Source organism: Streptomyces sp. NPDC014894 (assembly GCF_043080985.1).
Lineage (GTDB): Bacteria > Actinomycetota > Actinomycetes > Streptomycetales > Streptomycetaceae > Streptomyces.
Map to the genome: position 1 here is coordinate 464,701 of NZ_JBIBWD010000004.1, position 24,022 is coordinate 488,722.

The 24,022-nt window shown below is 71.7% G+C and carries 16 protein-coding genes and 1 pseudogene; 9 read left to right on the forward strand and 8 right to left on the reverse strand.

Annotated features, from left to right (window positions below; all coding sequences use genetic code 11):
* The first annotated feature begins 92 nt into the window (after positions 1-92).
* On the forward strand, positions 93-1,181 hold the full coding sequence (gene ychF / locus ACF089_RS12950) for a redox-regulated ATPase YchF (RefSeq protein WP_392025478.1): 1,089 nt from the start codon (positions 93-95) through the stop codon (positions 1,179-1,181).
* 133 nt (positions 1,182-1,314) lie between these two features.
* Here ychF and ACF089_RS12955 read toward each other — a convergent pair.
* Positions 1,315-1,580: pseudogene (locus tag ACF089_RS12955) on the reverse strand (type II toxin-antitoxin system RelE/ParE family toxin).
* A 390-nt stretch (positions 1,581-1,970) separates the two neighbouring features.
* On the opposite strand from ACF089_RS12955, the gene ACF089_RS12960 reads away from it, so the two are divergent.
* Positions 1,971-3,560 carry a S8 family serine peptidase gene (locus ACF089_RS12960; RefSeq protein ID WP_392025480.1) on the forward strand — a complete coding sequence of 530 codons (1,590 nt, stop codon included), beginning with the start codon at positions 1,971-1,973 and terminating at the stop codon, positions 3,558-3,560.
* A 294-nt stretch (positions 3,561-3,854) separates the two neighbouring features.
* Here ACF089_RS12960 and ACF089_RS12965 read toward each other — a convergent pair whose 3' ends face one another.
* Positions 3,855-5,255 (reverse strand): glycoside hydrolase family 18 protein, encoded by a 1,401-nt coding sequence (locus tag ACF089_RS12965; protein ID WP_392025481.1) that lies wholly within the window; start codon positions 5,253-5,255, stop codon positions 3,855-3,857.
* A 242-nt stretch (positions 5,256-5,497) separates the two neighbouring features.
* Between ACF089_RS12965 and ACF089_RS12970 the strand changes: the two genes are divergently transcribed.
* From ACF089_RS12970 to ACF089_RS12990, 5 genes are all read left to right on the forward strand, one after another.
* A complete protein-coding gene (locus tag ACF089_RS12970; RefSeq protein WP_392025482.1) occupies positions 5,498-6,250 on the forward strand; it encodes a GntR family transcriptional regulator in 753 nt (250 codons plus the stop codon).
* Positions 6,251-6,527: 277 nt separating this feature from the next.
* Entirely contained in the window at positions 6,528-6,710 is a 183-nt protein-coding gene (locus tag ACF089_RS12975; protein ID WP_392025484.1) for an SPOR domain-containing protein, read from the forward strand.
* A 113-nt stretch (positions 6,711-6,823) separates the two neighbouring features.
* Positions 6,824-7,318: a (deoxy)nucleoside triphosphate pyrophosphohydrolase gene (locus tag ACF089_RS12980; RefSeq protein ID WP_392025486.1), complete on the forward strand. Its 495-nt coding sequence runs from the start codon at positions 6,824-6,826 to the stop codon at positions 7,316-7,318.
* 256 nt (positions 7,319-7,574) lie between these two features.
* Positions 7,575-7,994, forward strand: a complete 420-nt coding sequence (locus tag ACF089_RS12985; protein WP_392025487.1) for an ATP-binding protein — start codon at positions 7,575-7,577, stop codon at positions 7,992-7,994.
* Positions 7,995-8,142: 148 nt separating this feature from the next.
* On the forward strand, positions 8,143-11,136 hold the full coding sequence (locus ACF089_RS12990; RefSeq protein WP_392025489.1) for a SpoIIE family protein phosphatase: 2,994 nt from the start codon (positions 8,143-8,145) through the stop codon (positions 11,134-11,136).
* 120 nt (positions 11,137-11,256) lie between these two features.
* On the opposite strand, the gene ACF089_RS12995 is transcribed toward ACF089_RS12990, so the two are convergent.
* The 6 genes from ACF089_RS12995 to ACF089_RS13020 all read right to left on the reverse strand — a co-directional run bounded on the left by ACF089_RS12995 (position 11,257) and on the right by ACF089_RS13020 (position 18,317).
* Complete coding sequence (locus ACF089_RS12995) at positions 11,257-11,976, reverse strand: PspA/IM30 family protein (protein WP_392025490.1); 720 nt, start codon at positions 11,974-11,976, stop codon at positions 11,257-11,259.
* A gap of 61 nt (positions 11,977-12,037) precedes the next feature.
* Positions 12,038-14,341, reverse strand: a complete 2,304-nt coding sequence (locus tag ACF089_RS13000; protein ID WP_392025492.1) for a TPM domain-containing protein — start codon at positions 14,339-14,341, stop codon at positions 12,038-12,040.
* 164 nt (positions 14,342-14,505) lie between these two features.
* Complete coding sequence (locus tag ACF089_RS13005) at positions 14,506-15,276, reverse strand: succinate dehydrogenase/fumarate reductase iron-sulfur subunit (protein WP_392025494.1); 771 nt, start codon at positions 15,274-15,276, stop codon at positions 14,506-14,508.
* Positions 15,273-17,207 (reverse strand): fumarate reductase/succinate dehydrogenase flavoprotein subunit, encoded by a 1,935-nt coding sequence (locus ACF089_RS13010; RefSeq protein WP_392025496.1) that lies wholly within the window; start codon positions 17,205-17,207, stop codon positions 15,273-15,275. Before ACF089_RS13010 ends, ACF089_RS13005 begins: the two co-directional genes overlap by 4 nt.
* A complete protein-coding gene (locus ACF089_RS13015; protein ID WP_392025498.1) occupies positions 17,207-18,028 on the reverse strand; it encodes a hypothetical protein in 822 nt (273 codons plus the stop codon). Before ACF089_RS13015 ends, ACF089_RS13010 begins: the two co-directional genes overlap by 1 nt.
* A 37-nt stretch (positions 18,029-18,065) precedes the next feature.
* The gene (locus tag ACF089_RS13020) at positions 18,066-18,317 is read right to left on the reverse strand and encodes a hypothetical protein (protein WP_392025499.1); all 252 of its coding nucleotides are present in this window, start codon (positions 18,315-18,317) and stop codon (positions 18,066-18,068) included.
* 336 nt (positions 18,318-18,653) lie between these two features.
* On the opposite strand from ACF089_RS13020, the gene ACF089_RS13025 reads away from it, so the two are divergent.
* Positions 18,654-21,296 carry an ABC transporter family substrate-binding protein gene (locus tag ACF089_RS13025; RefSeq protein WP_392025500.1) on the forward strand — a complete coding sequence of 881 codons (2,643 nt, stop codon included), beginning with the start codon at positions 18,654-18,656 and terminating at the stop codon, positions 21,294-21,296.
* Between the two features lie 289 nt (positions 21,297-21,585).
* A complete protein-coding gene (typA, locus tag ACF089_RS13030; RefSeq protein ID WP_392025502.1) occupies positions 21,586-23,487 on the forward strand; it encodes a translational GTPase TypA in 1,902 nt (633 codons plus the stop codon).
* The last annotated feature ends 535 nt before the right edge of the window (positions 23,488-24,022 follow it).

Genomic DNA, 24,022 nt, shown 5'->3' on the forward strand with positions numbered 1-24,022 from the left:
CCGATCGCCGTACGGCTGCCGGCCGGCGCCCGCGCCCGGTCTCCCGCCGCCCACAGCCAGCTCCCACCGCTCCCAGTCAGGAAGTCGCCAACGTGTCGCTCACGATCGGAATCGTCGGTCTGCCGAATGTCGGCAAGTCGACCCTGTTCAACGCCCTGACCAAGAACGACGTGCTGGCGGCCAACTACCCGTTCGCCACCATCGAGCCCAATGTCGGCGTGGTCGGCGTCCCCGACCCGCGCCTCGCCACGCTGGCGAAGATCTTCGGCTCGCAGCGGATCCTCCCGGCCACGGTCGACTTCGTCGACATCGCCGGCATCGTGCGCGGCGCGAGCGAGGGCGAGGGGCTGGGGAACAAGTTCCTGGCGAACATCCGTGAGTCGGATGCGATCTGCCAGGTCATCCGGGCCTTCAAGGACGAGAACGTCGTCCATGTGGACGGCAAGGTCTCGCCGAAGGACGACATCGAGACCATCAACACCGAGCTGATCCTCGCCGACCTCCAGTCGGTCGAGAAGGCGATCCCGCGTCTGACCAAGGAGTCCCGTCTCCAGAAGGAGAAGGTCGCCGTCCTCGCCGCGGTCGAGGCCGCGCAGAAGATCCTGGAGTCCGGCGAGACCCTCTTCTCCGCGGGCATCACCCAGGGCACCGAGCAGGGCACGCTCCTCCACGAGCTGCACCTGCTCACCACCAAGCCGTTCCTCTACGTCTTCAACGTCGACGAGGACGAGCTGGTCGACGAGGACTTCAAGAACGAGCAGCGCGCCCTGGTGGCCCCCGCCGAGGCGATCTTCCTCAACGCCAAGATCGAGTCCGAGCTGATCGAACTCGACGACGACGAGGCCCTTGAACTCCTCCAGTCCATGGGCCAGGAAGAGCCCGGCCTCGCCACCCTCGGCCGCGTCGGCTTCGACACCCTCGGCCTCCAGACCTACCTCACCGCCGGCCCCAAGGAAACCCGCGCCTGGACCATCAAGAAGGGCGCGACCGCCCCCGAGGCGGCCGGTGTGATCCACACCGACTTCCAGAAGGGCTTCATCAAGGCCGAGGTCATCTCCTTCCACGACCTCGTCGAAACCGGCTCGGTCGCCGAGGCCCGCGCGAAGGGGAAGGCGCGGATGGAGGGCAAGGAGTATGTGATGCAGGACGGGGATGTGGTGGAGTTCCGGTTCAACGTGTAGTCGCGCGCTTACTGCATGTTAGGCGTGGAGTCAAAAGTGCACGTCAGAAGAGGTCGGGCTCTGTCGAGTCCGACCTCTTCGCCGTCTCCGTGCTGGATGGGTGCTGGATATTCTGACGCGTGGTCAGCGGTGGTCAGGTGTCGTGAACGGTGGGCCGGTGCCCCCCCCCATGAACGCCCAGACCATCAGTTCCCCGTTGCCGATCGTGTAGGCGACGCGGTAGTCGCCAACGCGTAGGCGCCGGCGATCTGGCTGGGACACGAGTGCGGCGGTGTTGAAGCCGAGCGGATCGCTTTCCCGTTCGGTCGGCTTGGCGAGGATGCGCAGCGCCGTCTCGCGTGGGATCTTCCGAAGTTCGACCTGCGCCTCGGGCCGGAAGACGGTTCGGTGCTCACTCACCGCGCGCCAGCGTCTCCCTCATGATGTCCTCGATCGGGATGCCGGGTGCGGGGTTGGTCATGCGTGGTGGCCCCGACTGATGTGCGCGCGGCGGGGGAGAGTCGCCGCCGGCCGGGTAGGGAGCGGCCGGCGGGTGGGGTGTGCCCCGTGGTGACGGAGGTGTGTCCGGGGTGTGGCCGGAAGGGGCGGCGTTCCTGCGGCGCGTGACGGGTGTATGGCCTGTGTGGCGCACGTGTTACAGCATCGCGGGCGCCCTTGTGGCATTCCTATGGATCGGTCAATCTTTCGGTCGACAGGCAAGACATGGACATGGCAGAACCAGCGGCCAAGAAGTGTCATGCACCTGACTAATGCCCCGTGACGCGCCACTCAACGAGGAGGACCCCCCACATGTCAGTGCCGCGCATCTCGCGTCGAAGACTTACTACGGTCAGCGCCACCGCCGTCGCCGCACTCGCGCTCGGCGCGGTCTCCGTGCTCCCGGCCACCGCCACCGCCGCCCCCGCTGCGGACCGGGCGTCGGAGGGCGTGATCCAGAACGCGGGCGTTCCGGGCGCCGTGAAGGACAGCTACATCGTCACGCTGCGGGAGTCGGCGGTCGACGCCGGTTCGCGGGCGGGCAAGGCGCTCGCCGCCGAGTACGGGGCGAAGATCGACCGGACGTACGAGGCCGCGCTGAACGGATACGCGGTACGGCTCTCCGAGGCGCAGGCGAAGAAGTTCGCCGGTGACCCGGCGGTCGCCTCGGTGGCGCAGAACCGTGTCTTCAAGACCACCGCCACCCAGACGAACCCGCCGTCCTGGGGGCTGGACCGGATCGATCAGTCGGCGCTCCCGCTCAATCAGAGCTACACCTACCCGGACACCGCGGGCGAGGGGGTGACCGCGTACGTGATCGACACCGGCGTACGGATCTCCCACGGCGACTTCGGCGGCCGGGCCGTCGACGGCTACGACGCCATCGACAACGACAACACCGCCCAGGACGGCCACGGCCACGGCACGCATGTCGCCGGGACCGTCGCGGGCACGGCGTACGGCGTCGCCAAGAAGGCCAAGGTCGTCGGCGTGCGCGTGCTGAACAACCAGGGTTCGGGCACGACCGCGCAGGTCGTGGCGGGCATCGACTGGGTGACGGCGAACGCGGTCAAGCCGGCCGTCGCGAATCTGAGCCTCGGCGGCGGCGCCGACCCGACGCTCGACGCGGCCGTGCGGAACTCGATCGCCTCCGGCATCACCTACGCGATCGCGGCGGGCAACTCCAACGCCGACGCCGCCAACTACTCGCCCGCCCGGGTGACCGAGGGCCTCACCGTCGGCTCGACCACCAACACCGACGCGCGCTCCAGCTTCTCCAACTACGGCAGCGTGCTCGACCTCTTCGCGCCGGGCACGGGCATCACCTCCGCCTGGAACACCAACGACTCGGCGACCAGCACCATCTCCGGCACCTCGATGGCCGCCCCGCACGTCGCCGGAGCGGCGGCGCTCCACCTCGCGGCGAACCCGTCCGCGACCCCGGCCCAGGTCGCCACCGCGCTGACCACCGCCGCGACCAGCGGTGTTGTCGGCAACCCGGGCAACGGCTCGCCCAACCGCCTGCTCAAGGTCGGCGCCGGCGACACCCAGCCCCCCGGCGACCGGTTCGAGAACATCGCCGACTACGCGATCACCGACAACGCCACCACCGAGTCCCCGATCACGGTCAGCGGAGTCCCCGGGAACGCCCCCGCCGCCCTGAGCGTGCCCGTCGACATCAAGCACACCTACATCGGCGACCTCCGGATCGACCTCGTCGCCCCCGACGGCACCGTCTACAACCTCAAGGGCTACGGGACGGGCGGCAGCGCCGACAACGTCATCACCACCTACTCGGTGAACGCCTCCGCCGAGGTCGCCAACGGCGTCTGGAAGCTGCGCGTCAGCGACAACGCCGCCCAGGACACCGGAAAGATCGACTCCTGGGCCCTCCAGTTCTGAGGCGCCCCTGAGACCTTCACTCGCACGACACTGAACGATGGGGCGGTCGCCACGGCGACCGCCCCGTCCGCCGTGCGGGCCCCGGGCTCCAGAGCCGCGCCGGCTCGCGCGAGGAGCCACGTACCCCTCCGACGAAGAGTCCGGAGCGCGTCGGCGTACGGTGGGCCCGCCCCCCGACAGACCGGGCCCACCGGCGCCGAAGAGGCCGGCGCCCCGGGGCCACCGACAGCCCGTGGAGCACCGGCCTCGCTCAGGGGCGTGTCCCCGGGCGGCGCCGGGGACACGCGATCGCCGTCAGCGGCGCTTGAGTCCGCGGTCGACGGCCTTCACCAGCTGGCCGTCCGCGGTGTCCCCGTCGAGGGACCAGAACATCGCGCCGCCCAGGCCCAGATCACGGATGTACCTGGTCTTGGCGTTGAGCACCGTGGGGTCGTCGTACGTCCACAGGGTGTTGCCGTCGAAGAGCCACGCCTGCCCGTACTTCCGGTGGACCTTGTACTTCCCCGAGTCGGCGAGGCCCTTGAGGACCTTGTAGTCCTCGAAGCCCGGCTGGTGGACCGCCGGGGCGGGGCGCTCGGCGGGTTGGCCCATGCCGTCGCCGCCGCCGGTGACGCCCGTCCAGCCCTGGCCGTAGAACGGCATGCCGACCACCAGCTTGTGGGCCGGCGCGCCGCGCTTCAGCCAGTCGCCCACGGTCTGGTGGACGCTGAAGTCGTTCTTGGCGAAGAGCGCGGACTGCTGGGCGGTGGTCTTCTCGCCCGAGACATGGAAGTCGTAGCCCTGGAGGTTGACCCAGTCGAAGTCCTTCATGATCTTGGTGACTTCGAAGCCCGCGTCGATCTTCGCCGGGGCGGTGGGCACGAAGGCGGAGAGATCGTAGTGCTTGGCCTTCTTGCCGGTCTGCCGCGCCTGCTTCTTGGCGTACGCGTCGAGCTGCGTACGGAACTCCCGCACCAGCGCGGTGAAGTTCTGCTTGTCCTCGGGCCGGTAGGGGGTGTCCGCGTCGCCCGACGAGCCGGGCCACTCCCAGTCGAGGTCGATGCCGTCGAAGACCCCGGCCGCCGCACCCTCGCCGCCGCGCGCGCCGTCCACGGGCAGATTGCCCTTGATGTAGATGTCCAGGCAGGAGTCGACCAGGGCCTTCCGCTTCGCGGGGGTGAGCACCGCGTCGGAGAAGTGGGTGGACCAGCTCCAGCCGCCCAGGGAGATGAGGACCTTGAGGTTCGGGTTCTTGGCCTTCAGCTCGCGCAGCTGGTTGAAGTTGCCCGCCAGTCGCTGGTCGCCGGTGTCGCCGACGCCGTCCACCGACCCGGCCGCGTCCACGGGCCGGACGTAGTCGGCCCAGGAGTCCGCCTCGCCGAGGGGGCCGGTGATCATGCACTTGCCCTCGGGGCTGACATTGCCGAACGCGTAGTTGATGTGCGTGAGCTTCGCCGCCTGGCCGCTGGTCTCCAGGTTCTTCACGTGATAATCGCGGCCGTAGATGCCCCACTGGCTGAAGTAGCCGACGCGCTTGTACGAGCGCTTGTCGTCATCGTCGTCATCGTCCCGGCCCCGGTCCGCGGCCGTGGCGGCGGTGGAGGAGGCGGACGACACGGACGCGGGGGCGTCGGCCGTGGCGGCGGGGGCGATGGTGGCGAGGAGGGCGAGGGAGCTGACCCCGACCGCTGTCCGTACGAGGGTTCTTCGACGCATGGGACTCATTCCTGTGCGTGCTCGCGGCATGCGCGGATGCCGGAACATTTCCTGAACGGGCGTCGTGCAGTCGGAACCGTATTGGTCTGGACCATTGGGGTCAATGGTCTGGTACGCGATACCTGGGGTAACCGCTTTTCAGAGCGGAACTCATCACTTCGGGTGAAACTTTGGCCCATGGTTGCGGCCAACAACCCACCGTTGTCAGTCTGTTGCCGTATGTCAAGGGATGGGAGTGATCAGTGACTTTCGGTGAGCAGCCCGCGTATCTGCGGATCGCGAGCGATCTCCGCCGGCAGATCGTCAGTGGCTCGCTGCCGCCGCACACCCGGCTCCCCTCGCAGGCCCGCATCCGCGAGGAGTACGGGGTCTCCGACACGGTCGCCCTCGAAGCGCGCAAGGTGCTGATGGCGGAGGGCCTGGTCGAGGGCCGGTCCGGTTCCGGCACCTATGTGCGCGAGCGCCCCGAGCGGCGCCGGATCTCCCGCTCCGGCTTTCGTCCGGCCTCCGGCGTCAATCCCTTCCGCCAGGAGCAGTCGGTCGGCGGCGCCCGCGGCACCTGGGAGTCCAGCAGCGAGCAGGAGGACGCGTCTCCCGAGATCGCCGACCGGCTCGGCGTCGAGACCGGCGCGCGGGTGATGCGCACGCGCTATGTGTTCCGCGACGGAGGGGAGCCGATGATGCTCTCCACCTCCTGGGAGCCGCTCGCCGTCACCGGGCGCACGCCGGTCATGCTGCCCGAGGAGGGGCCGCTCGGCGGCTGCGGAGTGGTGGAGCGGATGGCGGCCATCGACATCGTGGTGGACAACGTCGCGGAGGACGTGGGCGCCCGCCCGGGGCTGGCGGAGGAGCTGCTCGCGCTCGGCGGCGTGCCGGGGCATGTGGTGATGGTCGTGGAGCGGACGTACTACGCCTCCGGGCGCGCCGTCGAGACGGCGGACATCGTCGTCCCGGCGGACCGCTACCGGATCTCCTACCGCCTCCCGGTGAAGTGACCGCACGGGCGGGGCCGGGACCCCGGGCAGGGCCGTGACCCCGGGCGCGGTCCCGGGCGCGGTCCCGGGTCCGGAAGCCGGTGCGGTCGAGGGCGTGGACGTGGGCGTGACCTCGGTGCGGAGGGGGGCGCATTCAGCCGAGTGCGCCCCCTCTTTCCTGTCTCTTTGTGTAAACCCGTATCCGCTGAGTGAAGGTCAGGCGTAGGCTCCGGCATATGCGTAGTGCGGTTTCCGGGCCACTGTTGAGGACATGCGGACACGCTGAGGGAGGGGCGCGATGAACGACGGAAGCCCTGTGCTGCCCTGGCTCGTCATACGCCAGGACGGCAACGGCAACTGCTACCGGGTCGGGCGGTACTCGACCGAGGAGGAGGCCCGCCGGATGGCGGACACCCTCGATGTGAACGGGGACAAACGGCTCTACTGGGTCGAGCGCGCCGGTCGGGCCACGGCGCTCTGATCCACCGAGTGCGCCCCCCGCCGGGGCGGACCGGGATCGGGGCGGTGCGGACCGGTGCCGCGCCCAGGGGCGGCCGCAGCGCCCGTCGCGCCCGGCGCAGTACGCTCCGGCGCATGACAGTTCGCGTGGTGGTGGCCGGAGCCCTGTACGACCGGGGGCGGCTGCTCGCCGCGCGCCGTAGCGCCCCCGAGCGGCTCGCCGGCCGCTGGGAGCTGCCCGGCGGCAAGCTGGAGCCGGGCGAGCGCGCCGAGGAGGCCCTCGTCCGTGAGCTGCGCGAGGAGCTGGGCGTCGAGGCGGAGCCGCTGGAGCGGATCCCCGGCGAGTGGCCGCTGAGCCCCGGCTATGTGCTCCAGGTCTGGACCGCCCGGCTGATCTCCGGAGAGCCCCGGCCCCTGGAGGACCACGACGAGCTGCGCTGGCTGGAGCCGGACGAGACCGACACCGTCGACTGGCTCGACCAGGACCGCCCCGCCGTGGCCGAGGCCGCCGCCCGCCTGCACCGCCTCGGCCGCGCCGCCGGCGCCCGGGACGAGGACGTACGGCACGAGGGCGTGCGGGACGAGGACGCACGGGACGAGGACGTACGGCACGAGGGCGTAGGGGAATGAGGGCCACGGGACCGGCGGGCCCGGGACCGCCGCGTACGAGACCTGTGGGTACGGGACCTGTGCGTACGGGCCCGGTGTCCGCAAGACCGGCCGGGCCCCGGGGCCCGCGGTCCGGGGGCGTGGAGAAGCCGCCCGTACGCCGTTTGCGTCAACCATGCACCTCTTACCGGGTCCAGCGGGATACCCCACCCCGATTATCGGGTATGTCCTGATTAACCCCCTGAAAAGGGGCGGGTGTCTGCTGCTGGTTCGGGAAGTGAGCGGCGTGATCGACACGGAGGGCGCGCACGCCGGGTGGAGCTTCCCCGCCGAGCCCGGTGCGGTGCGCACCGCCCGTCATTCCGTCCGGGACGCCCTGCGCGCGTGGGGGATCGACCCGGTGATCCGCGATGTGACCGTTCTGCTGGTCAGCGAGTTGGTGACCAACTCGCTGCGCTATGCGTCCGGCCCCATCGGAGTGGGCCTGACCCGGTGTGAACCACCGGCCGAGGGGGCTCCCTTTCTGCTGGTGGAGGTCTCGGATCCGCTTCCGGATCCGCCCACCGAGCGGACCGCGTCGCCGGACGACGAGGGCGGGCGCGGGCTCCAGCTCGTCGCGGGCTCCGCGCGCCGCTGGGGGACCCGCCGCGGCAGGACGGGCAAGACCGTGTGGTTCGAGCTGGCACTTCCTGGTTAAGAGTCTGAAGAGATAACGATCACCGTTGTGGGCGGCGCAAAATGAACGAGACCGTGCTGTGATCGTGAACGCCGTGTGCCTGGGGGCCGTAGTGCTGAATACTGCGGTCATGGCCGGTCCGGTGCGGTGAGCTGGAGGGGACGGTCGCGTGAGCGAGATATCTGGGACGACGAACGGTGTCGTATGGCAGAGCAGTCCGCCTGGCTCGATCTATGACTACATCAGGGCTGCCGCCTTCTCGATAGGCCCCGATGGGCTGGTCGACCAGTGGAGTCGGCGTGCCGCCGATCTGTTCGGGATCACGGCCGCCGAGGTCAGGGGGAAGGACCCGGTCGAGGTCTTCCTCGCGGCCGAGCTGCGCCCGCGCGGGCGCCGGCAGGTGGCGGAGATCCTCGACGGCAAGGAGTGGACCGGACTGGTCCCCTTCCGGATCCCCGGGGCGGGAGTCGCCCACGGGGTCGCCGAGGTCTATGTGATGCCGAGCGAGACGGAGAGCGGCGAACGCGCCGCGCTCTGCATCGTCGTGGACGTTCACGCTCTGCAACAGATAGAGACCGATCTCGCCGCCTCGCAGGCCGTTTTCGGCCAATCCCCTTTCGGCTTTCTCCTCTTCGGCACTGATCTGCGGGTCCAGCGGACCAACCAGCGGTTCGCCACCGTCTTCGGAGGCGCCGTCGAGGAGCACCGCGGACGCACCGTCCACGACTACCTCTCCCGTCCCGAGGCCGACCGGATGGACGCGTCGCTGCGCCGGGTCCTGGCGACCGGCGAGCCCGCCGTCGACATCCAGCTCGTGGGCACCGCCCCGAACAGCACCGACCGCAGGCACTGGTCGGTCAACCTCTACCGGGTGCACAGCGGCTCCGGCCGGCCCATCGGCGTCGCGGGCGTCGGCACCGATGTGACCCGCCGCCATGTCGCCGCCCGCGAGGCGGCCAGCGCCCGCCGGAATCTCGCCCTCCTCAACGAGGCGAGCGCCCGCATCGGCAACTCCCTCGACCTGGAGACCACCGCCCGGGAGCTGCTCGACGTCGCCGTCCCCGGCTTCTGCGACCTCGCCTCGGTCGACCTCTTCCATGCCCTGCTCACCGGCGAGGAGGCCCCGCCCGGCCGCTGGGAGTCGCCCGGGGCCGAGAGCCACGGCAGCGCCGCGCTCCGCCGGGTCGCCTTCGCCAGCGCCGTCTCCGACTCCCCCCTGATCACCACCCCCGGCTGCGGCTCGCGGAGCGGCACGCCCACCGCCGTCGGCGAGGTCCACCGCTACTCCTTCCACTCGCCCTGCGCCGACGCCCTGCGCGCCGCGCGGGTGCGGTACATACCCGGCGAGGAGGGCAGCCTGGTCCAGTCCACGCTCGCCGTCCCGCTGGTGGCCCACGACAGCGTGGTCGGGCTGGTGCAGTTCTCCCGTACCAAGGGCAGCGAGCCCTTCGGCGAGCGGGACCGCTCGCTCGCGGTGGAGCTGGCCGCCCGCGCCGCCGTCTGCATCGACAACGCCCGGCTCTACCGCAGGGAGCACGAGCGCGCGCTCATCCTCCAGCGCAGCCTGCTCCCGCCCGGCGACCCGGAGGCCGCCGGGCTCGACATCGCCTGTCGCTATCTCCCCGGCAACACCGCGACCGAGGTGGGCGGGGACTGGTTCGACGTCATCGAGCTGCCCGGCCACCGCACCGCCCTCGTCGTGGGCGACGTGATGGGCCGCGGGCTGCGCGCCGCCGTCGCCATGGGCGAACTGCGCACCGCCGTGCGGACCCTGGCGCTGCTCGACATGGAGCCGGCGGAGGTGCTCTCCGCCCTCGACGAGATCGCCCGCGGCCTGGGCAGCCCCAGCGGCGCGCAGCAGGCCTCGCGCGTGGCCCACAAGTCGCGCGAGGCGGACCTCGCCGAGGTCTATCTCGCGACCTGCGTCTACGCGGTGTACGACCCGGTCACCCGCCGCTGCACCTTCGCCAACGCCGGGCATCTGCCGCCCGTCCTGGTGGAGCCGGGCGAGGAGGCGCTGCTGCTCGACGTGCCGCCGGGGATGCCGCTCGGGGTGGGCGGCGAGCCCTTCGAGGAGGTGGAGGTGGAGCTTCCCGAGGGGGCGCTGCTCGCTCTCTACACCGATGGGCTGGTCGAGTCCCGGCACCATCCGCTGGACGAGGGCCTGCGCGCCTTCCGCACCGCCCTCACCGACCCGCGCGCCCGCCCCGACACCCGGCCCGCGCCCCTCCCCGACACGCGCCCCGACACCCGGCCCGCGCCCCGCCCCGACACCCGGCCCGCCCGTCCGGCCCGGCAGGACGACCCCGTACCGGAGCCGGTACGGCGCGACACCCCCGTACGCGAGTCGGTACGGGAGCCCGTGCGGCGGGACGCGCCCGTACCCGAGCCCGTGCGGCGGGACGCGCCCCGGCCGGGGCTGCCGAGGCGGCCTGGGCTGCCGGGGCCCGAGTCGTTCGGGCCGCCGCAGACCGCGCGCCCCGAGATCCCCCGTCCCCAGGGCCCGGTGGCCGCCGCAAGGCCCGCGAACGCGCCGGGGACCCCATCGGCTACGCCCGGTACGCCGGGTACGTCCGGCGCGCCGGTCGCTCCCGGCCCCCGGGGCGCGACGTCGAACGCGGCGCGCGCCGATCTCTCCCGGTCGCTGGAGGACGTCTGCGACCATGTGCTGAACACCCTCGACACCCGGCACGGCGAGGACGACATCGCGCTGCTGATGGCCCGGGTGCAGGGCCTGCCCGCGGAGGCCGTCGGCGACTGGGTGCTGCCGCGCGAGCCGCGCTCGGTGGGCAGGGCCCGTGAACTCGTCCGCGCCCTGCTGACCTCCTGGGACCTCCAGGCCCTGATCGACACCGTCGAGCTGCTGGTGAGCGAGCTGGTCACCAACGCCCTGCGGTACGGCGAGGGCGAGATCAGGCTGCGGCTGCTGCGCGACCGCACCCTCGTCTGCGAGGTGTGGGACTCCGGACTGGTTCAGCCCCGCCGCCGGCGCGCCCGCGACACCGACGAGGGCGGCCGCGGCCTTCAGCTGGTCGGTCTGATGAGCGCGGCGTGGGGCTCGCGCCGCACCCCGCGCGGCAAGACGGTCTGGTTCGAGCTGGCGCTCCCGGGCGCGGGCGCTCCCGCGGAGCCCACGGTGGACCAGCTGCTCAGCATGTTCTGACCGGGTGTTCCGTCCGCGTGTTCCGGCCGGCGGCGGGCGGGCCGGACGACGGACCACGGGCGCAGGCGGACGCTGGGCGGCCCGGGCCGGATGCGGAGCCGTCGGCTCCCGCAGCGGCCGTCAGCCCCCGGAGCCCGCCTTCAGCGCGGCGAGCCGCGCCTCCACCTCCGCCGTGTCCCCGAGGCTGTCCAGCCGCTCGAACTGGGCGTCCAGCGAGGAAGCGGCCAGCTCCTGCTTGCCCAGCGCCCGCGCCTCCTCCCGCCGCACCTTGTCCTCGAAGCGGTTCAGCTCGCTCGTCGGATCGAGCACATCGACGTTCTTCACCGCGTCCATCATCTGGTTCTGCGCCCGAGCGGTCCGGGAACGGGCGACCAGTTCGTCGCGCTTGGACCGCAACTGACCGAGCTTGGCCTTCATCTGATCGAGCCCGGTCTTGAGCTGCGCCACGATCTCGGTCTGCGAGGCGATCACCGGCTCCGCCGTCCTCGCCTCGCCCTCCGACTGGAGCTGCCGCTGGAGCGCGACCTTCGCGAGATTGTCGAAGGTGTCCGCCTCCGCGCTCTGCCCCGCCGCCCGCAGTTCGTCCGCCTTGCGGCTGGCCGCCAGCGCCTTCGCCCCCCACTCGCGGGCGGCCGCCACATCCTCCTGGTGGTCCTGCTCCAGCAGCCGCAGATTGCCGATGGTGCCCGCCACCGCCTGTTCCGCCTCGGCGATGTTGTCGGTGTAGTCCCGGATGAGCTGGTCGAGCATCTTCTCCGGATCCTCGGCCTGGTCGAGGAGCGAGTTGATGTTGGCCTTCGCGAGCTGGGCGACCCGGCCGAGGATGGTCTGCTTGGACATGGCGTCTCCTGGTCAGCGGTGCGGAAGAGGACGAGCGGGTACGGGGCCCGCCGCGCGGGTCTCAGAACCGGCCACCTCCCATCCGGCCGCGGGTCCCGCCGCCGCCGAAGCTCCCCGGACCGCCGCCGAAGCCCCCTCCGAAGCCGCCCCCGTCCCCGAAGCCGCCGCCCCCGCCTCCTCCGAAGAGCCCGCCGAGGATGATCCCGCCGAGCACCGCGCCGCCGAGCCCGCCGCCGGGGCCGCCCGCGCGCCCGCCGCCCGGCCCGCCCGGCCCGAAGCCGCCGTCGGACCCGCCGCCGAAGCCGCGCACATCGCTCTCCGCCAGGCTCTGCGCCTGCCGCGCCAGCGCGTCCGCCCGCTGCGCCTCGGCGAGCGCGCCCTGGACGTCCTCCCGGCCCGCCGCCGCTCCGGCGAGTTCACCGGAGCGGCGCAGCCGGTGCCCGGCCTCCGCCAGCCGGGTCCTGGCCTCGCTGCCGACCGCGCCGCGATGGGTGGCGATGTAGTCGGACGCGGCCCCGATCGCCGATCCGGCGGCGAGCGTCGCCTGCTCCAGCAGCCCTCTGGCCCGCCGCGTGCCCTGTTCGTCCTCCCGGGCCCCGGCGAGCGCCTCGTCGAGGGCCGCGTCCGCCTCCTCGACCCGGCGCAGCGCGTCGATCGGATCGTAGGGACCGGCCGCCATCTCGGCGCGGACCTCGGCGGCGACGGTCTCGGCGCGGGCGATCCGGCCCTGGAGGGCGGCCGTCGGCGTGCCGGACGAGGCGCCTCGGAGCAGCCCGCCCGCCTCGGCGAGATCGCTGTCGGTCTCGGTGAGCGCGCCGGGCAGTCTGCCGGCCGCCTCCGCGAGTTCCCGGGCGCGCCGGTCCACGGCCTCCGTCAGCCGGTCCGCCTGGGCGAGGGCTCCCTCGGCGGCCCGGATCTGTACGGCCGCGGCCCCGTTGTCGGACGCGTCGAGCGCCGCCTTCGCCCGGTCCAGGCTGCTCCGGGCGAAGGCCAGCCGTTCGCCCGCCTGTACGGCGTCGTCGGCGACGGGGGCCGAGGCGGAGGGGGCGTGGCGCTCGCGCATCACCGACAGCGTCGCCTCGGTGGTGATCATCCGGCCGTCGAGTCCGGTGAAGACGCTCTCCGCGGCGGCCAGCGCGGCGGGCGCGGTCCGCTCCAGCGCGCGCAGCCGGTCGAAGGCCTCCGACTCGGAGTCCAGCCGCCGGTTGGCGTCCGCGCACCGGGCGAGGATCTCCTCCAGCATGTTCCGGCGGGTGTCGTCGTCCTCGGGATACGCGTCGTCCAGCCGCTGCCGCAGCCGGAAGGCGGCCACGAGCCGGCTCTCCGCGTGGGCGACGGCCTCGTGGAAGGGTACGGCGGCCTCCTCGCCGAACTGGGCGGCGGCGAAGCCCAGCTCCTCCTGGCTGGTGCGCACGGCGTCGTCGGTGTCGACCAGCGCCCGCTTGGCCTCGGCGTCGAGTTCGGCGAGCGGTTTCGGCGGCGGCGGTCCGCTGCTCCATCCGGCCGCGCCGCCCCGCGGGGTGGTCCGGGTCCCGGCGCGCCTTCTGCGCCGGACGAGGGTGTACGCGCCGACTCCGGCCGCGCCGACGAGCAGGGCGGCGGGGAGCACCAGGTCCCCGGCCCCGGATCCGGTGGCGGATCCGCCGGGGTCGCGCGGGCCCGGGGTGATGGCGGGCGTCGGCACCGGGCGCCCGTTCAGCACGGCGCCGTAGCCGTTCGCCGCGCCGACGGCGGCTCCCGCCCAGTCGCTCTGCCGGAGCGCCGGTTCGATCGCGGTGTCGGCGACATCGGCGAGTTCGGCGTCGGTGAGCCGGGAGGACTGGTCCACCCGGTAGGCGTACTGCCGGTCGCGGGTGGCGACGGCGAGCAGGACGTCGTTCTGGCCGAGTCCGTTCTTCCGGGCGGTGGCGTCGGCCCAGTCCTGGGCGGAGCGGCCGGAGAAGTCGCGGACGTAGACGACGAAGAGCTGGATCCGCTGGTCGTCGAAGAGCCGGTCGAGGGCCTCGGCCACGTCCGGCTCGCGGTCGCCGAGGGCGTCGACGCGGTCGGTGATCTGCCCGTCGCGGGCGAGGGCGACCGGGTCCTCGGCGGGGAGACGGAGGGGCTCGGCACGCGCGGACCCGGGAGGGGGCGCGGGGAGACGGAGGGGCGCGGCACGCGCGGACCCGGGAGGGGGCGCGGGGAGACGGAGGGGCGCGGCACGCGCGGACCCGGGAGGGGGCGCGGGGAGACGGAGGGGCTCGGCGGCGGGGGAGCGGGGGGCGTCGGCGCGGTGCGCGGCGGCGGCTCCGGGAGCGGCGGGCACGGTCAGCCACCACGCCGCCGCCAGCGCGGCGGCCAGGGCCCGGGCGGCTATTCGTGTCACATTTGGGAGGCTATGTCCGCCGCCCTGGCCGCGCGACCCGGCGCCCGGGGCGGCCCCCGCCCGACCCCGCCGTCACTGTCAGTGGCGAACGGTAACGTGGTGCGCGCCGGTCCGGACCCCGTACGGGATCCGGATCGGTCACCGCGCCCCGACGGCGGGGGGCCCTACTCCCCCCGCCGCCTGATCTTGTTCCCCAGCCACACCAGCGGGTCGTACTTCCGGTCCGCCGCCCGCTCCTTGAGAGGAATCAGCGCATTGTCGGTGATCTTGATCCCTTCGGGGCAGACCTCGGTGCAGCACTTGGTGATATTGCAGTAGCCGAGCCCGTGCTCCTCCTGGGCGGTCTTCTTCCGGTCGAGGCCGGCGTCGGCCGCCGCGTCCAGGGGATGCATGTCCAGTTCGGCCACCCGCATCAGGAAACGGGGTCCGGCGAAGGCCGTCTTGTTCTCCTCGTGGTCGCGCACGACATGACAGGTGTCCTGGCAGAGGAAGCACTCGATGCACTTGCGGAACTCCTGGGAGCGGTCCACATCGACCTGCTGCATCCGGTACTCGCCCGCCGCCACCCCCTGCGGCGGGACGAAGGAGGGCACCTCGCGCGCCTTGGTGTAGTTGAAGGACACGTCCGTCACCAGGTCGCGCACCACGGGGAAGGCCCGCAGCGGGGTCACCGTGATCGTCTCCTCGCGGGTGAAGACGGACATCCGGGTCATGCACATCAGCCGCGGCCTGCCGTTGATCTCCGCGCTGCACGATCCGCACTTGCCCGCCTTGCAGTTCCAGCGGACGGCGAGATCGGACGCCTGGGTGGCCTGGAGGCGGTGGATGATGTCGAGGACGACCTCGCCCTCATTGACCTCGACGGTGAAGTCCTCCAGCTCCCCGCCGTCCTGGTCGCCCCGCCACACCCTGAAGCCGGCTTGGTACGAACTCACTCGTAGAGCTCCTCTTCGGCGAGGTACTTGACCAGCTCCTCCTTGTCGAAGAGAGCGAGCAGGTCCGGACGGATCGGATCGGTGGTCCGGCGTTCCAGCGTGATGCGGCCGCGCACCGGATCGGTCGCGGCGAACTCCTCCTCGGGATCGGCCAGCCGGCAGAGCAGATTGACCGGCCGCCAGGAGCGCTCCATCGTGGGGCAGTCCTCCCGGGTGTGGCCGCCCCGGCTCTCGGTGCGCTCCCGGGCCGCCCGCGCCACACACTCGCTGACCAGCAGCATGTTCCGCAGATCCAGGGCCAGGTGCCAGCCGGGGTTGAACTGCCGGTGCCCCTCGACCACGGCCCGCCGGGCCCGTACGCGCAGCTCGGCCAGCCGCTCCAGGGCCTTGGTCATCTCACCGTCCCGGCGGATGATGCCGACCAGGTCGTTCATCGTCTGCTGGAGTTCCTGGTGGATCGTGTACGGGTTCTCCGGCGGCACGCCGTCCGCCGCGTCCCGTTCCTGGGCCCCGAAGGGCCGCAGGGCCTCGGCGGCGGCGGTGTCGATCTCGGCCTCGCTCACCTCGGGCCGCCCGGCGCTCCGGGCCGCGAAGCCGGCCGCGTGCAGACCGGCGCGGCGGCCGAAGACCAGCAGATCGGAGAGCGAGTTGCCGCCGAGCCGGTTCGACCCGTGCATCCCGCCCGCGACCTCGCCCGCCGCGAAGAGCCCGGGGACCCCGACGGCGGCCGCGCTGTCGGAGTCGACCGCGATGCCGCCCATCACGTAGTGGCAGGTCGGGCCGACCTCCATGGCCTCGGCGGTGATGTCGACGTCCGCCAGCTCCTTGAACTGGTGGTACATCGAGGGCAGCCGCCGCCGGATCGCCTCGGCGGGCATCCGGGTGGAGACGTCCAGGAAGACCCCGCCGTGCGGCGAGCCCCGGCCCGCCTTCACCTCGGAGTTGATGGCGCGGGCCACCTCGTCGCGGGGCAGCAGCTCGGGCGGACGGCGATTGTGGTCCGGGTCCTCGTACCAGCGATCGCCCTCGTCCTCGCTCTGCGCGTACTTCTCCTTGAAGACGTCCGGGATGTAGTCGAACATGAACCGTCTGCCCTCGGAGTTGCGCAGCACCCCGCCGTCTCCGCGCACCGACTCGGTGACGAGGATGCCCTTGACCGACGGCGGCCAGACCATTCCGGTCGGGTGGAACTGCACGAACTCCATATTGAGCAGGGGCGCGCCCGCGAGCAGCGCCAGGGCGTGTCCGTCGCCGGTGTACTCCCAGGAGTTGGAGGTCACCTTGAAGGACTTGCCGATGCCCCCGGTGGCGAGGACCACCGCGGGCGCCTCCAGGACGAAGAAGCGGCCGGACTCCCGCTCGTAGCAGAACGTCCCCGACACCCGCTCCCCGTCCTTGAGGATCCGGGTCACGGTGCACTCCTGGAAGACCTTGAGGCGGGCCTCGTAGTCGCCGTACTCGGCGTAGTCCTCCTGCTGGAGCGAGACGATCTTCTGCTGGAGGGTGCGGATCAGCTCCAGTCCGGTGCGGTCGCCGACATGGGCGAGCCGCGGGTACTCATGGCCGCCGAAGTTGCGCTGGGAGATCCGGCCGTCGGCGGTGCGGTCGAAGAGCGCCCCCCAGGTCTCCAGCTCCCAGACCCGTTCGGGGGCCTCCTGGGCGTGAAGTTCGGCCATCCGCCACTGGTTGAGGAACTTGCCGCCGCGCATGGTGTCGCGGAAGTGGACCTGCCAGTTGTCGCCGGAGTTCACATTGCCCATGGAGGCGGCGATGCCGCCCTCGGCCATCACCGTGTGGGCCTTGCCGAACAGGGACTTGCAGATCACCGCCGTACGCGCGCCCTGCTCCCGGGCCGCGACGGCGGCGCGCAGTCCCGCGCCGCCCGCGCCGACGACGACGACGTCCCACTCCTGCCGTTCGAGCTGGGTCATCAGAAGAACCTCGGATCGTCGAAGGCGCCGGAGGCGACGAGATAGACATAGAAGTCGGCGACTCCGACGCTGATCAGCGATGCCCACGCCAGCTGCATATGGCGTGCGTTCAGCTTTCCGACCCAGCCCCAGAGGCGATAGCGCACCGGGTGCCGGGAGAAGTGCTTCAGCCGGCCGCCGACGATGTGCCGGCAGGAGTGGCAGGAGATGGTGTACGCCCAGATCAGCACGATGTTCACCAGGAAGACGACGGTGCCCAGGCCCATATGGCCCCAGGCGTAGTGCTCGTCGCGGAAGGCGAGCACGGTGTCGTAGGTGAGGATCGCGGCGACGAGGAGGGCCGCGTAGAAGAAGTACCGGTGGAGGTTCTGGAGGATCAGCGGGAAGCGGGTCTCACCGGTGTACTTCTTGTGCGGCTCGGCGACCGCGCAGGCCGGGGGCGAGGCCCAGAAGCCCCGGTAGTAGGCCTTGCGGTAGTAGTAGCAGGTGAGCCGGAAGCCGAGCGGGAAGATCAGGATCAGCAGCGCGGGGGAGAGGCCCCACCAGCCGCCGATGATCTCCCAGTTGGGGCCGCCCTTCATCGGTTCGCAGTTCTGGGCGAGACAGGGCGAGTAGAACGGCGACACGTACGGCGCGGCGTAGTAGTCCGCGTTGGCGAACGCCCGCCAGGTGGAGTAGAGGACGAAGGCGAGCAGACCGCCGGCGGTCAGCGCCGGGGAGAGCCACCAGCGGTCCGTCCGCAGATGGCGCGGCCCGATGGCGGCGCGCGTCGCACCGTGTACGCCCGTATGGATTTGTGGTGGTTCGGTACCAGTGGCCAACGAGTTCTCCTAGGGCCTGCCACGCGGGCGGGCCGAATCAGGGAGCGTGCCGGTCCCGTACGCCCAGACCCTCGTCGTCGGAGTCCGTCCACAGGGAGGCGTCGTAGGGAGCGTCGGGGATCGTGACCAGCTCGGGGCGCTCCGGCGGCTGCCCCTCGGCGGCGGCGGGGCGCTGCGGCCGATCGCCTCGGCCGCCGAGGCGGCCGACGGTCCGTTCCAGCTCCCCGACCCGCTGTGTCAGCTCGTCGAGGCGGTGCCGCATCGTGTCCAGGTCTGTTTGCTGGGACATGACTTGCCCTCACTTCCGCGGGGTGCGGGTGGCGTCGCTCATGCGCCTGCGAGTGTCGCGCCTCACATCCCCCTTGGGAAGGGGATGCGCGGGATTCTCATCCCCTCTCATCCGCTCTCATCGCCTGCGCCGGACGCACCCCTGATGGGTTCTGCCGTGCTGAACCCATTTTCACCGTTTTTATCGGAACATGTGCGGCTCGTCATTGCACCGCACGGGTGGTTTCGGGGCGGGGCGCGCCGTGTCTGCGGGGGCCGCGCGCCTCTGTCCCCTTCAGTGAGGGAAACCAGTGTGATCATCCCAAATTCCGTAAAACAGGATGAAGAGGTATAGACCATGTCCCAGGTCGACGAGCCAAACGGGGGGACCGGCTCCCGGACCACCCGGGCCACCGGCGGCATCCGGGCCTCCCGGGCGCTCCGCTCCGTCGCGCTGCTCGCCGGCGGAGCGCTCGCGCTGCCCGCCCTGTCGGGGTGCACGGCCGACGACTCCGCCGGCCGGGCCGCCGCCCAGGACATCGCGGAGGCCGGGCGGGACAAGGTCGCCGACGGGGGCCGGCTGCGCTGGGCGGTCGACGCGGTGCCGACCACCCTGAACACCTTCCAGGCCGACGCCGACGCCGCCACCGCCCGGGTCGCCGGAGCCGTCCTCCCCTCCCTCTTCACGCTCGACGCCAACGGCCGGCCGCAGCGCAACCCCGACTACGTCGAATCGGCGGAGGTCGTCGAGCGCGAACCCAAACAGGTCGTCCTCTACAAGCTCAACCAGAAGGCCGTGTGGAGCGACGGCCGGGAGATCGGCGCACCCGACTTCGTCTCCCAGTGGCGCGCGCTCAGCGGCCGGGACACCGCGTTCTGGACCGCCCGCAACGCCGGGTACGACCGGATCGAGGAGATCCAGAAGGGCGCCAACGACCTGGAGGTCAAGGTCACCTTCAAAAAGCCGTACGCCGACTGGCGGTCCCTGTTCACCCCCCTCTACCCCAAGGGCGTCACCGGGAGCCCGAACGCCTTCAACGACGGGGCGCGCGACAAGCTCAAGGCCACCGCCGGACCGTTCCAGCTCGACTCCCTCGACCGCAAGGCCGGCACCGCCACCCTGGTGCGCAACCCCCGCTGGTGGGGGGAGCAGGCCAGGCTCGACTCCCTGGTCCTGACCGCCGTGCCGCGCGACGAGCGGGCCGCCGCCCTCGCGGGCGGCCGGGTCGACCTCGCCGAGATCGACCGGCCGACCGCGAACCGCATCGCCCTCGCCGACCGGGACGCCGAGGACGCCAGAAACGCCCGGGAGGGCGCGGCCGTGAGCGGCCCCCGCCCCGCCCACGGACCCGCCGCCACCCTCACCCTCTCCGCCGCCCTGAAGTCCTGGGCCCTGGCCAACGGCTCCGACGAAGAGGTCGCCGAAGCCGCCCGGGCCGGCCGGCAGCGCCATGTGAAGGCCGTCGCGACCTACGCCGACGAGCAGCGGGGGCTGCGCGGTCTGGCGGTCCGCAAATCCCTGGAGCCCGCCTTCACCCAGCTCGCGCTCAACGGCGAGTCCGGCCCCCTCGCCGACGACCGGGTGCGCCGCGCCATCGCCCGCGCCCTCGACCGCACCGAGCTGGCCGAGACCGTCCTGCGCCCGCTCGGACTGCCCGCGGCCCCGCCCGGCAGCCATCTGGCGCTGGCCGGCCAGAGCGCGTACACGGACAACAGCGGAGCGCTCGGCGAGCAGAACACCCAGGAGGCGCAGGCCCTGCTCGCCGACGCCGGCTGGGTGCCCGGCGGAGCCCTCAAGAAGCCCGCGCCGGCCAAGGCGGGCGGCGAGGCCGGGGAGAGCCCCGGGGCGGAGGACGACGCCGAGGACGCGGAAGACGCCGAGGCCACGGAGGAAGAGGCCGACGGCAAGAACGGCACGAGCGCCCGGAAGGCCCATGCGGCCGTGAAGAAGGACAAGGGGGACAAGGAAGATAAGGACGGTACGGAGGGCGACGAGCCGGACACCCCCTCCGGCGAGGGCATGTACATCGTCGGCGACGACAAGTCCGTCGACGGATCCCGCTCCGGCGGCACCTATGTCCTGGCCCCCGCCCCCGTGACCTTCCAGGAGCTGGCCGTACAGCCCCGGGCCGGATCCGGCGACGGGGACCGCCCCCGGGCCGGCGCCCAGAAGCTCCGCGCCGACGCCCGGGGCGGGGCCGCCGGAGCGTACGCCCCGGCCGGGACCGCCGCCCCCGTCGCGGCCGGCGGCCGGCTGGGCAAGGACGGCAAGCCGCTCTCCCTCCGCTTCGTCCTGCCCGCCGGACCCGGCTCGGAGTCGCTGCGCGCGGTCGGCGCCAAGATCGCCCGGATGCTGGACCGGATCGGCGTCCAGACCGAGATCACCAAGGTCCCCGACGAGAACTACTTCAAGGACCACATCGCCTCCGGCCAGTACGACCTGGCGCTCTACTCCTGGCCCGCCACCGCCTACCCGGCGACCGACGCCCGGCCCATCTACGCCAAGCCCGAGCCCGCGGGCGACGGCTCCCTGCTGGTGGAGCAGAACTACACCCGCGTCGGCACCGACTACATCGACCAGCTCTTCGAGCAGGCGGCCTCCGAGCTGGACGAGGACGAGGCCCGTGATCTGGTACGCCGGGCGGACGCCCGGATCTGGGCCGCCGCCGGGTCCATCCCGCTCTATCAGCGGCCCGAGCTGGTCGCCGCCAGGCCCGCCGTGCGCAATGCCGGAGCCTTCGGATTCGCCACCCCGCGCTACCAGGACATCGGCTACGCGGTGCCGAAGGCCAAGGCGGGGGCGAAGGCGGCGGCCAGGGCGGAGTCCCGCTTCGAGGTCCCGCCCGCACCCCCGGCCGACGACGCTCCGGAACAGCCCCTGACCAGCGGTGACGCCGAATCCGGCCGAGAGCCCGAGGATGCGGCCGGGGCCGGTTCGGACGCGGGCCCGGACGCAGGGGACGAGCCCGCGAGCGGCTCGGCGGACCCCGCCGACGGGTAGTTCCGCAAGCTTCCTTCCAAAACCTCAGAACTGGCTCAACTCCCTTGCCCGCCGGCCGCCCGGCGGGCAAGATCATGCCCACCTGTTGACCAGAATTCAGCGACCCGGCCGCGCTCCCCACACCCCCCTCTCGCCCGCGTCCGGCGTCCGCCGCCCCGGACCGGGAAGCCCCGCGCGCGACGGCCCCGTACCATGGGACTGAGCCGCGGCGTGTCCGCCCCGGCAGGGCGTACGAGGAAAACGCCGCATTCGACGCCGCATCCCACAATCGAGAGAAGCGCCAGCCAGCATGCCCACGCGCCACGACATCCGTAACGTCGCCATCGTCGCCCACGTCGACCACGGCAAGACCACCCTGGTCGACGCCATGCTGAAGCAGGCCGGAGCCTTCGCAGCGCACCAGCAGGTCGACGATCGGGTCATGGACTCGAACGACCTGGAGCGTGAGAAGGGCATCACGATCCTCGCCAAGAACACGGCGGTGAAGTACCACCCCAAGGCCGGCGGGGCGCCCATCACGATCAACATCATCGACACCCCCGGCCACGCCGACTTCGGTGGCGAGGTGGAGCGCGGTCTGTCCATGGTCGACGCGGTCGTCCTCCTGGTCGACGCCTCCGAGGGCCCGCTCCCGCAGACCCGCTTCGTGCTGCGCAAGGCCCTCCAGGCCCGGATGCCGGTCATCCTGTGCATCAACAAGACGGACCGTCCCGACTCCCGGATCGACGAGGTCGTCAACGAGACCTACGACCTCTTCCTCGACCTGGATGCGGACGAGGACCAGATCGAGTTCCCGATCGTCTACGCCTGCGCCCGTGACGGCGTCGCGTCGCTGACCAAGCCGGCCGACGGCACCGTCCCGGCCGACAGCGACAGCCTGGAGCCGTTCTTCTCCACGATCCTCCAGACCGTCCCGGCTCCCGAGTTCGACGAGTCCGCGCCGCTCCAGGCCCATGTCACCAACCTGGACGCCGACAACTTCCTCGGCCGTATCGCGCTGCTCCGCGTCGAGCAGGGCGAACTGCGCAAGGGCCAGACCGTCGCCTGGATCAAGCGGGACGGCACCATCGCCAACGTCCGCATCTCCGAGCTGATGATGACCGAGGCGCTCACCCGCAAGCCGGCCGAGGTGGCCGGCCCCGGCGACATCTGCGCCGTCGCGGGCATCCCCGACATCATGATCGGCGAGACGCTGGCCGACCCGGAGAACCCGATCGCCCTGCCGCTGATCACGGTGGACGAGCCCGCGATCTCCATGACCGTCGGCACCAACACCTCGCCGCTGGTCGGCCGGGGCGGCACCGGCAAGGGCGCGGACGCCAAGTCGGCCGTCAAGGACCGCAAGGTCACCGCCCGCCAGGTCAAGGACCGTCTGGAGCGCGAGCTGGTCGGCAATGTCTCGCTCCGCGTGCTGGAGACCGAGCGCCCCGACGCCTGGGAGGTCCAGGGACGCGGCGAGCTGGCGCTGGCCATCCTGGTCGAGCAGATGCGCCGCGAGGGCTTCGAGCTGACCATCGGCAAGCCGCAGGTGGTCACCAAGACCGTCGAGGGCAAGGTCCACGAGCCGGTCGAGCGCCTCACGGTGGACGTCCCCGAGGAGCACATGGGCGCGGTCACGCAGCTCATGGGCACCCGCAAGGGCCGGATGGACAACATGTCCAACCACGGCTCCGGCTGGGTCCGCATGGAGTTCGTCGTCCCGTCCCGCGGCCTCATCGGCTTCCGTACGGAGTTCCTGACCAACACCCGCGGCACCGGTATCGCCCACTCCATCCACGAGGGCCACGAGCCGTGGTTCGGCGAGTTGAAGACCCGTAACAACGGCTCGCTCGTCGCCGACCGCTCCGGCGCCGTCACCGCCTTCGCGATGACGAACCTCCAGGAGCGCGGTGTGCTCTTCACCGAGCCCGGCACCGAGGTCTACGAGGGCATGATCGTCGGTGAGAACTCCCGCTCCGACGACATGGACGTGAACATCACCAAGGAGAAGAAGCTCACCAACATGCGCTCCTCCTCGGCCGACTCCTTCGAGGCGATCGTCCCGCCGCGGAAGCTCTCGCTGGAGCAGTCGCTGGAGTTCTGCCGCGACGACGAGTGCGTCGAGGTCACCCCGGAGGCGGTCCGCATCCGCAAGGTGAACCTGGACGGCCGCGAGCGCGCCCGCGCCGCCTCCCGCGCCAAGCACGGCTGACGGCGCGCCGGGCGGGCTCTGACGCCCCCCGGCGCATCTGGCTGAAACCCGGCCCGGGTGGCCCCTCCCAGAGGGGCCACCCGGGCCGTTTGCGTACCCCCGTCGCGTGGGAAACTGAGAGTTTGGGCCAGAGTCCCGCCGATGCCCGTCAACCGGTTTTCCTACCCCCTCTGTCCGACTATCGGGCGTAGCTCACCGGAAACCTGCATTAACAGTCCGTTTCGGGGGTGTCTGTCTGTGATCCCTTTGTCCGGATTGTGGTCCCTGGGCCTGCATCGATGTTGCCAAAACGAGATGCTTTAAGTGTGGTTTACAGCCCGAACTTACCCAATAGTTGGCTTCACTGAGCTCGGGTCAACGGGTCATGCGCTGTGGGGAGCGCCGACTCACGAGCACACGGGGTACAGCTCTTCGCCGTCAGGGGTGTCGGCGGGTGTCTTGTGCCCAGCCTTGCAGTGAACACGTGGACTCATGAGGAGGAACCCATGCGCGGTGCCACGAGCGCCAGTGGGGTCGGGTCGTCACAGATGGCTTG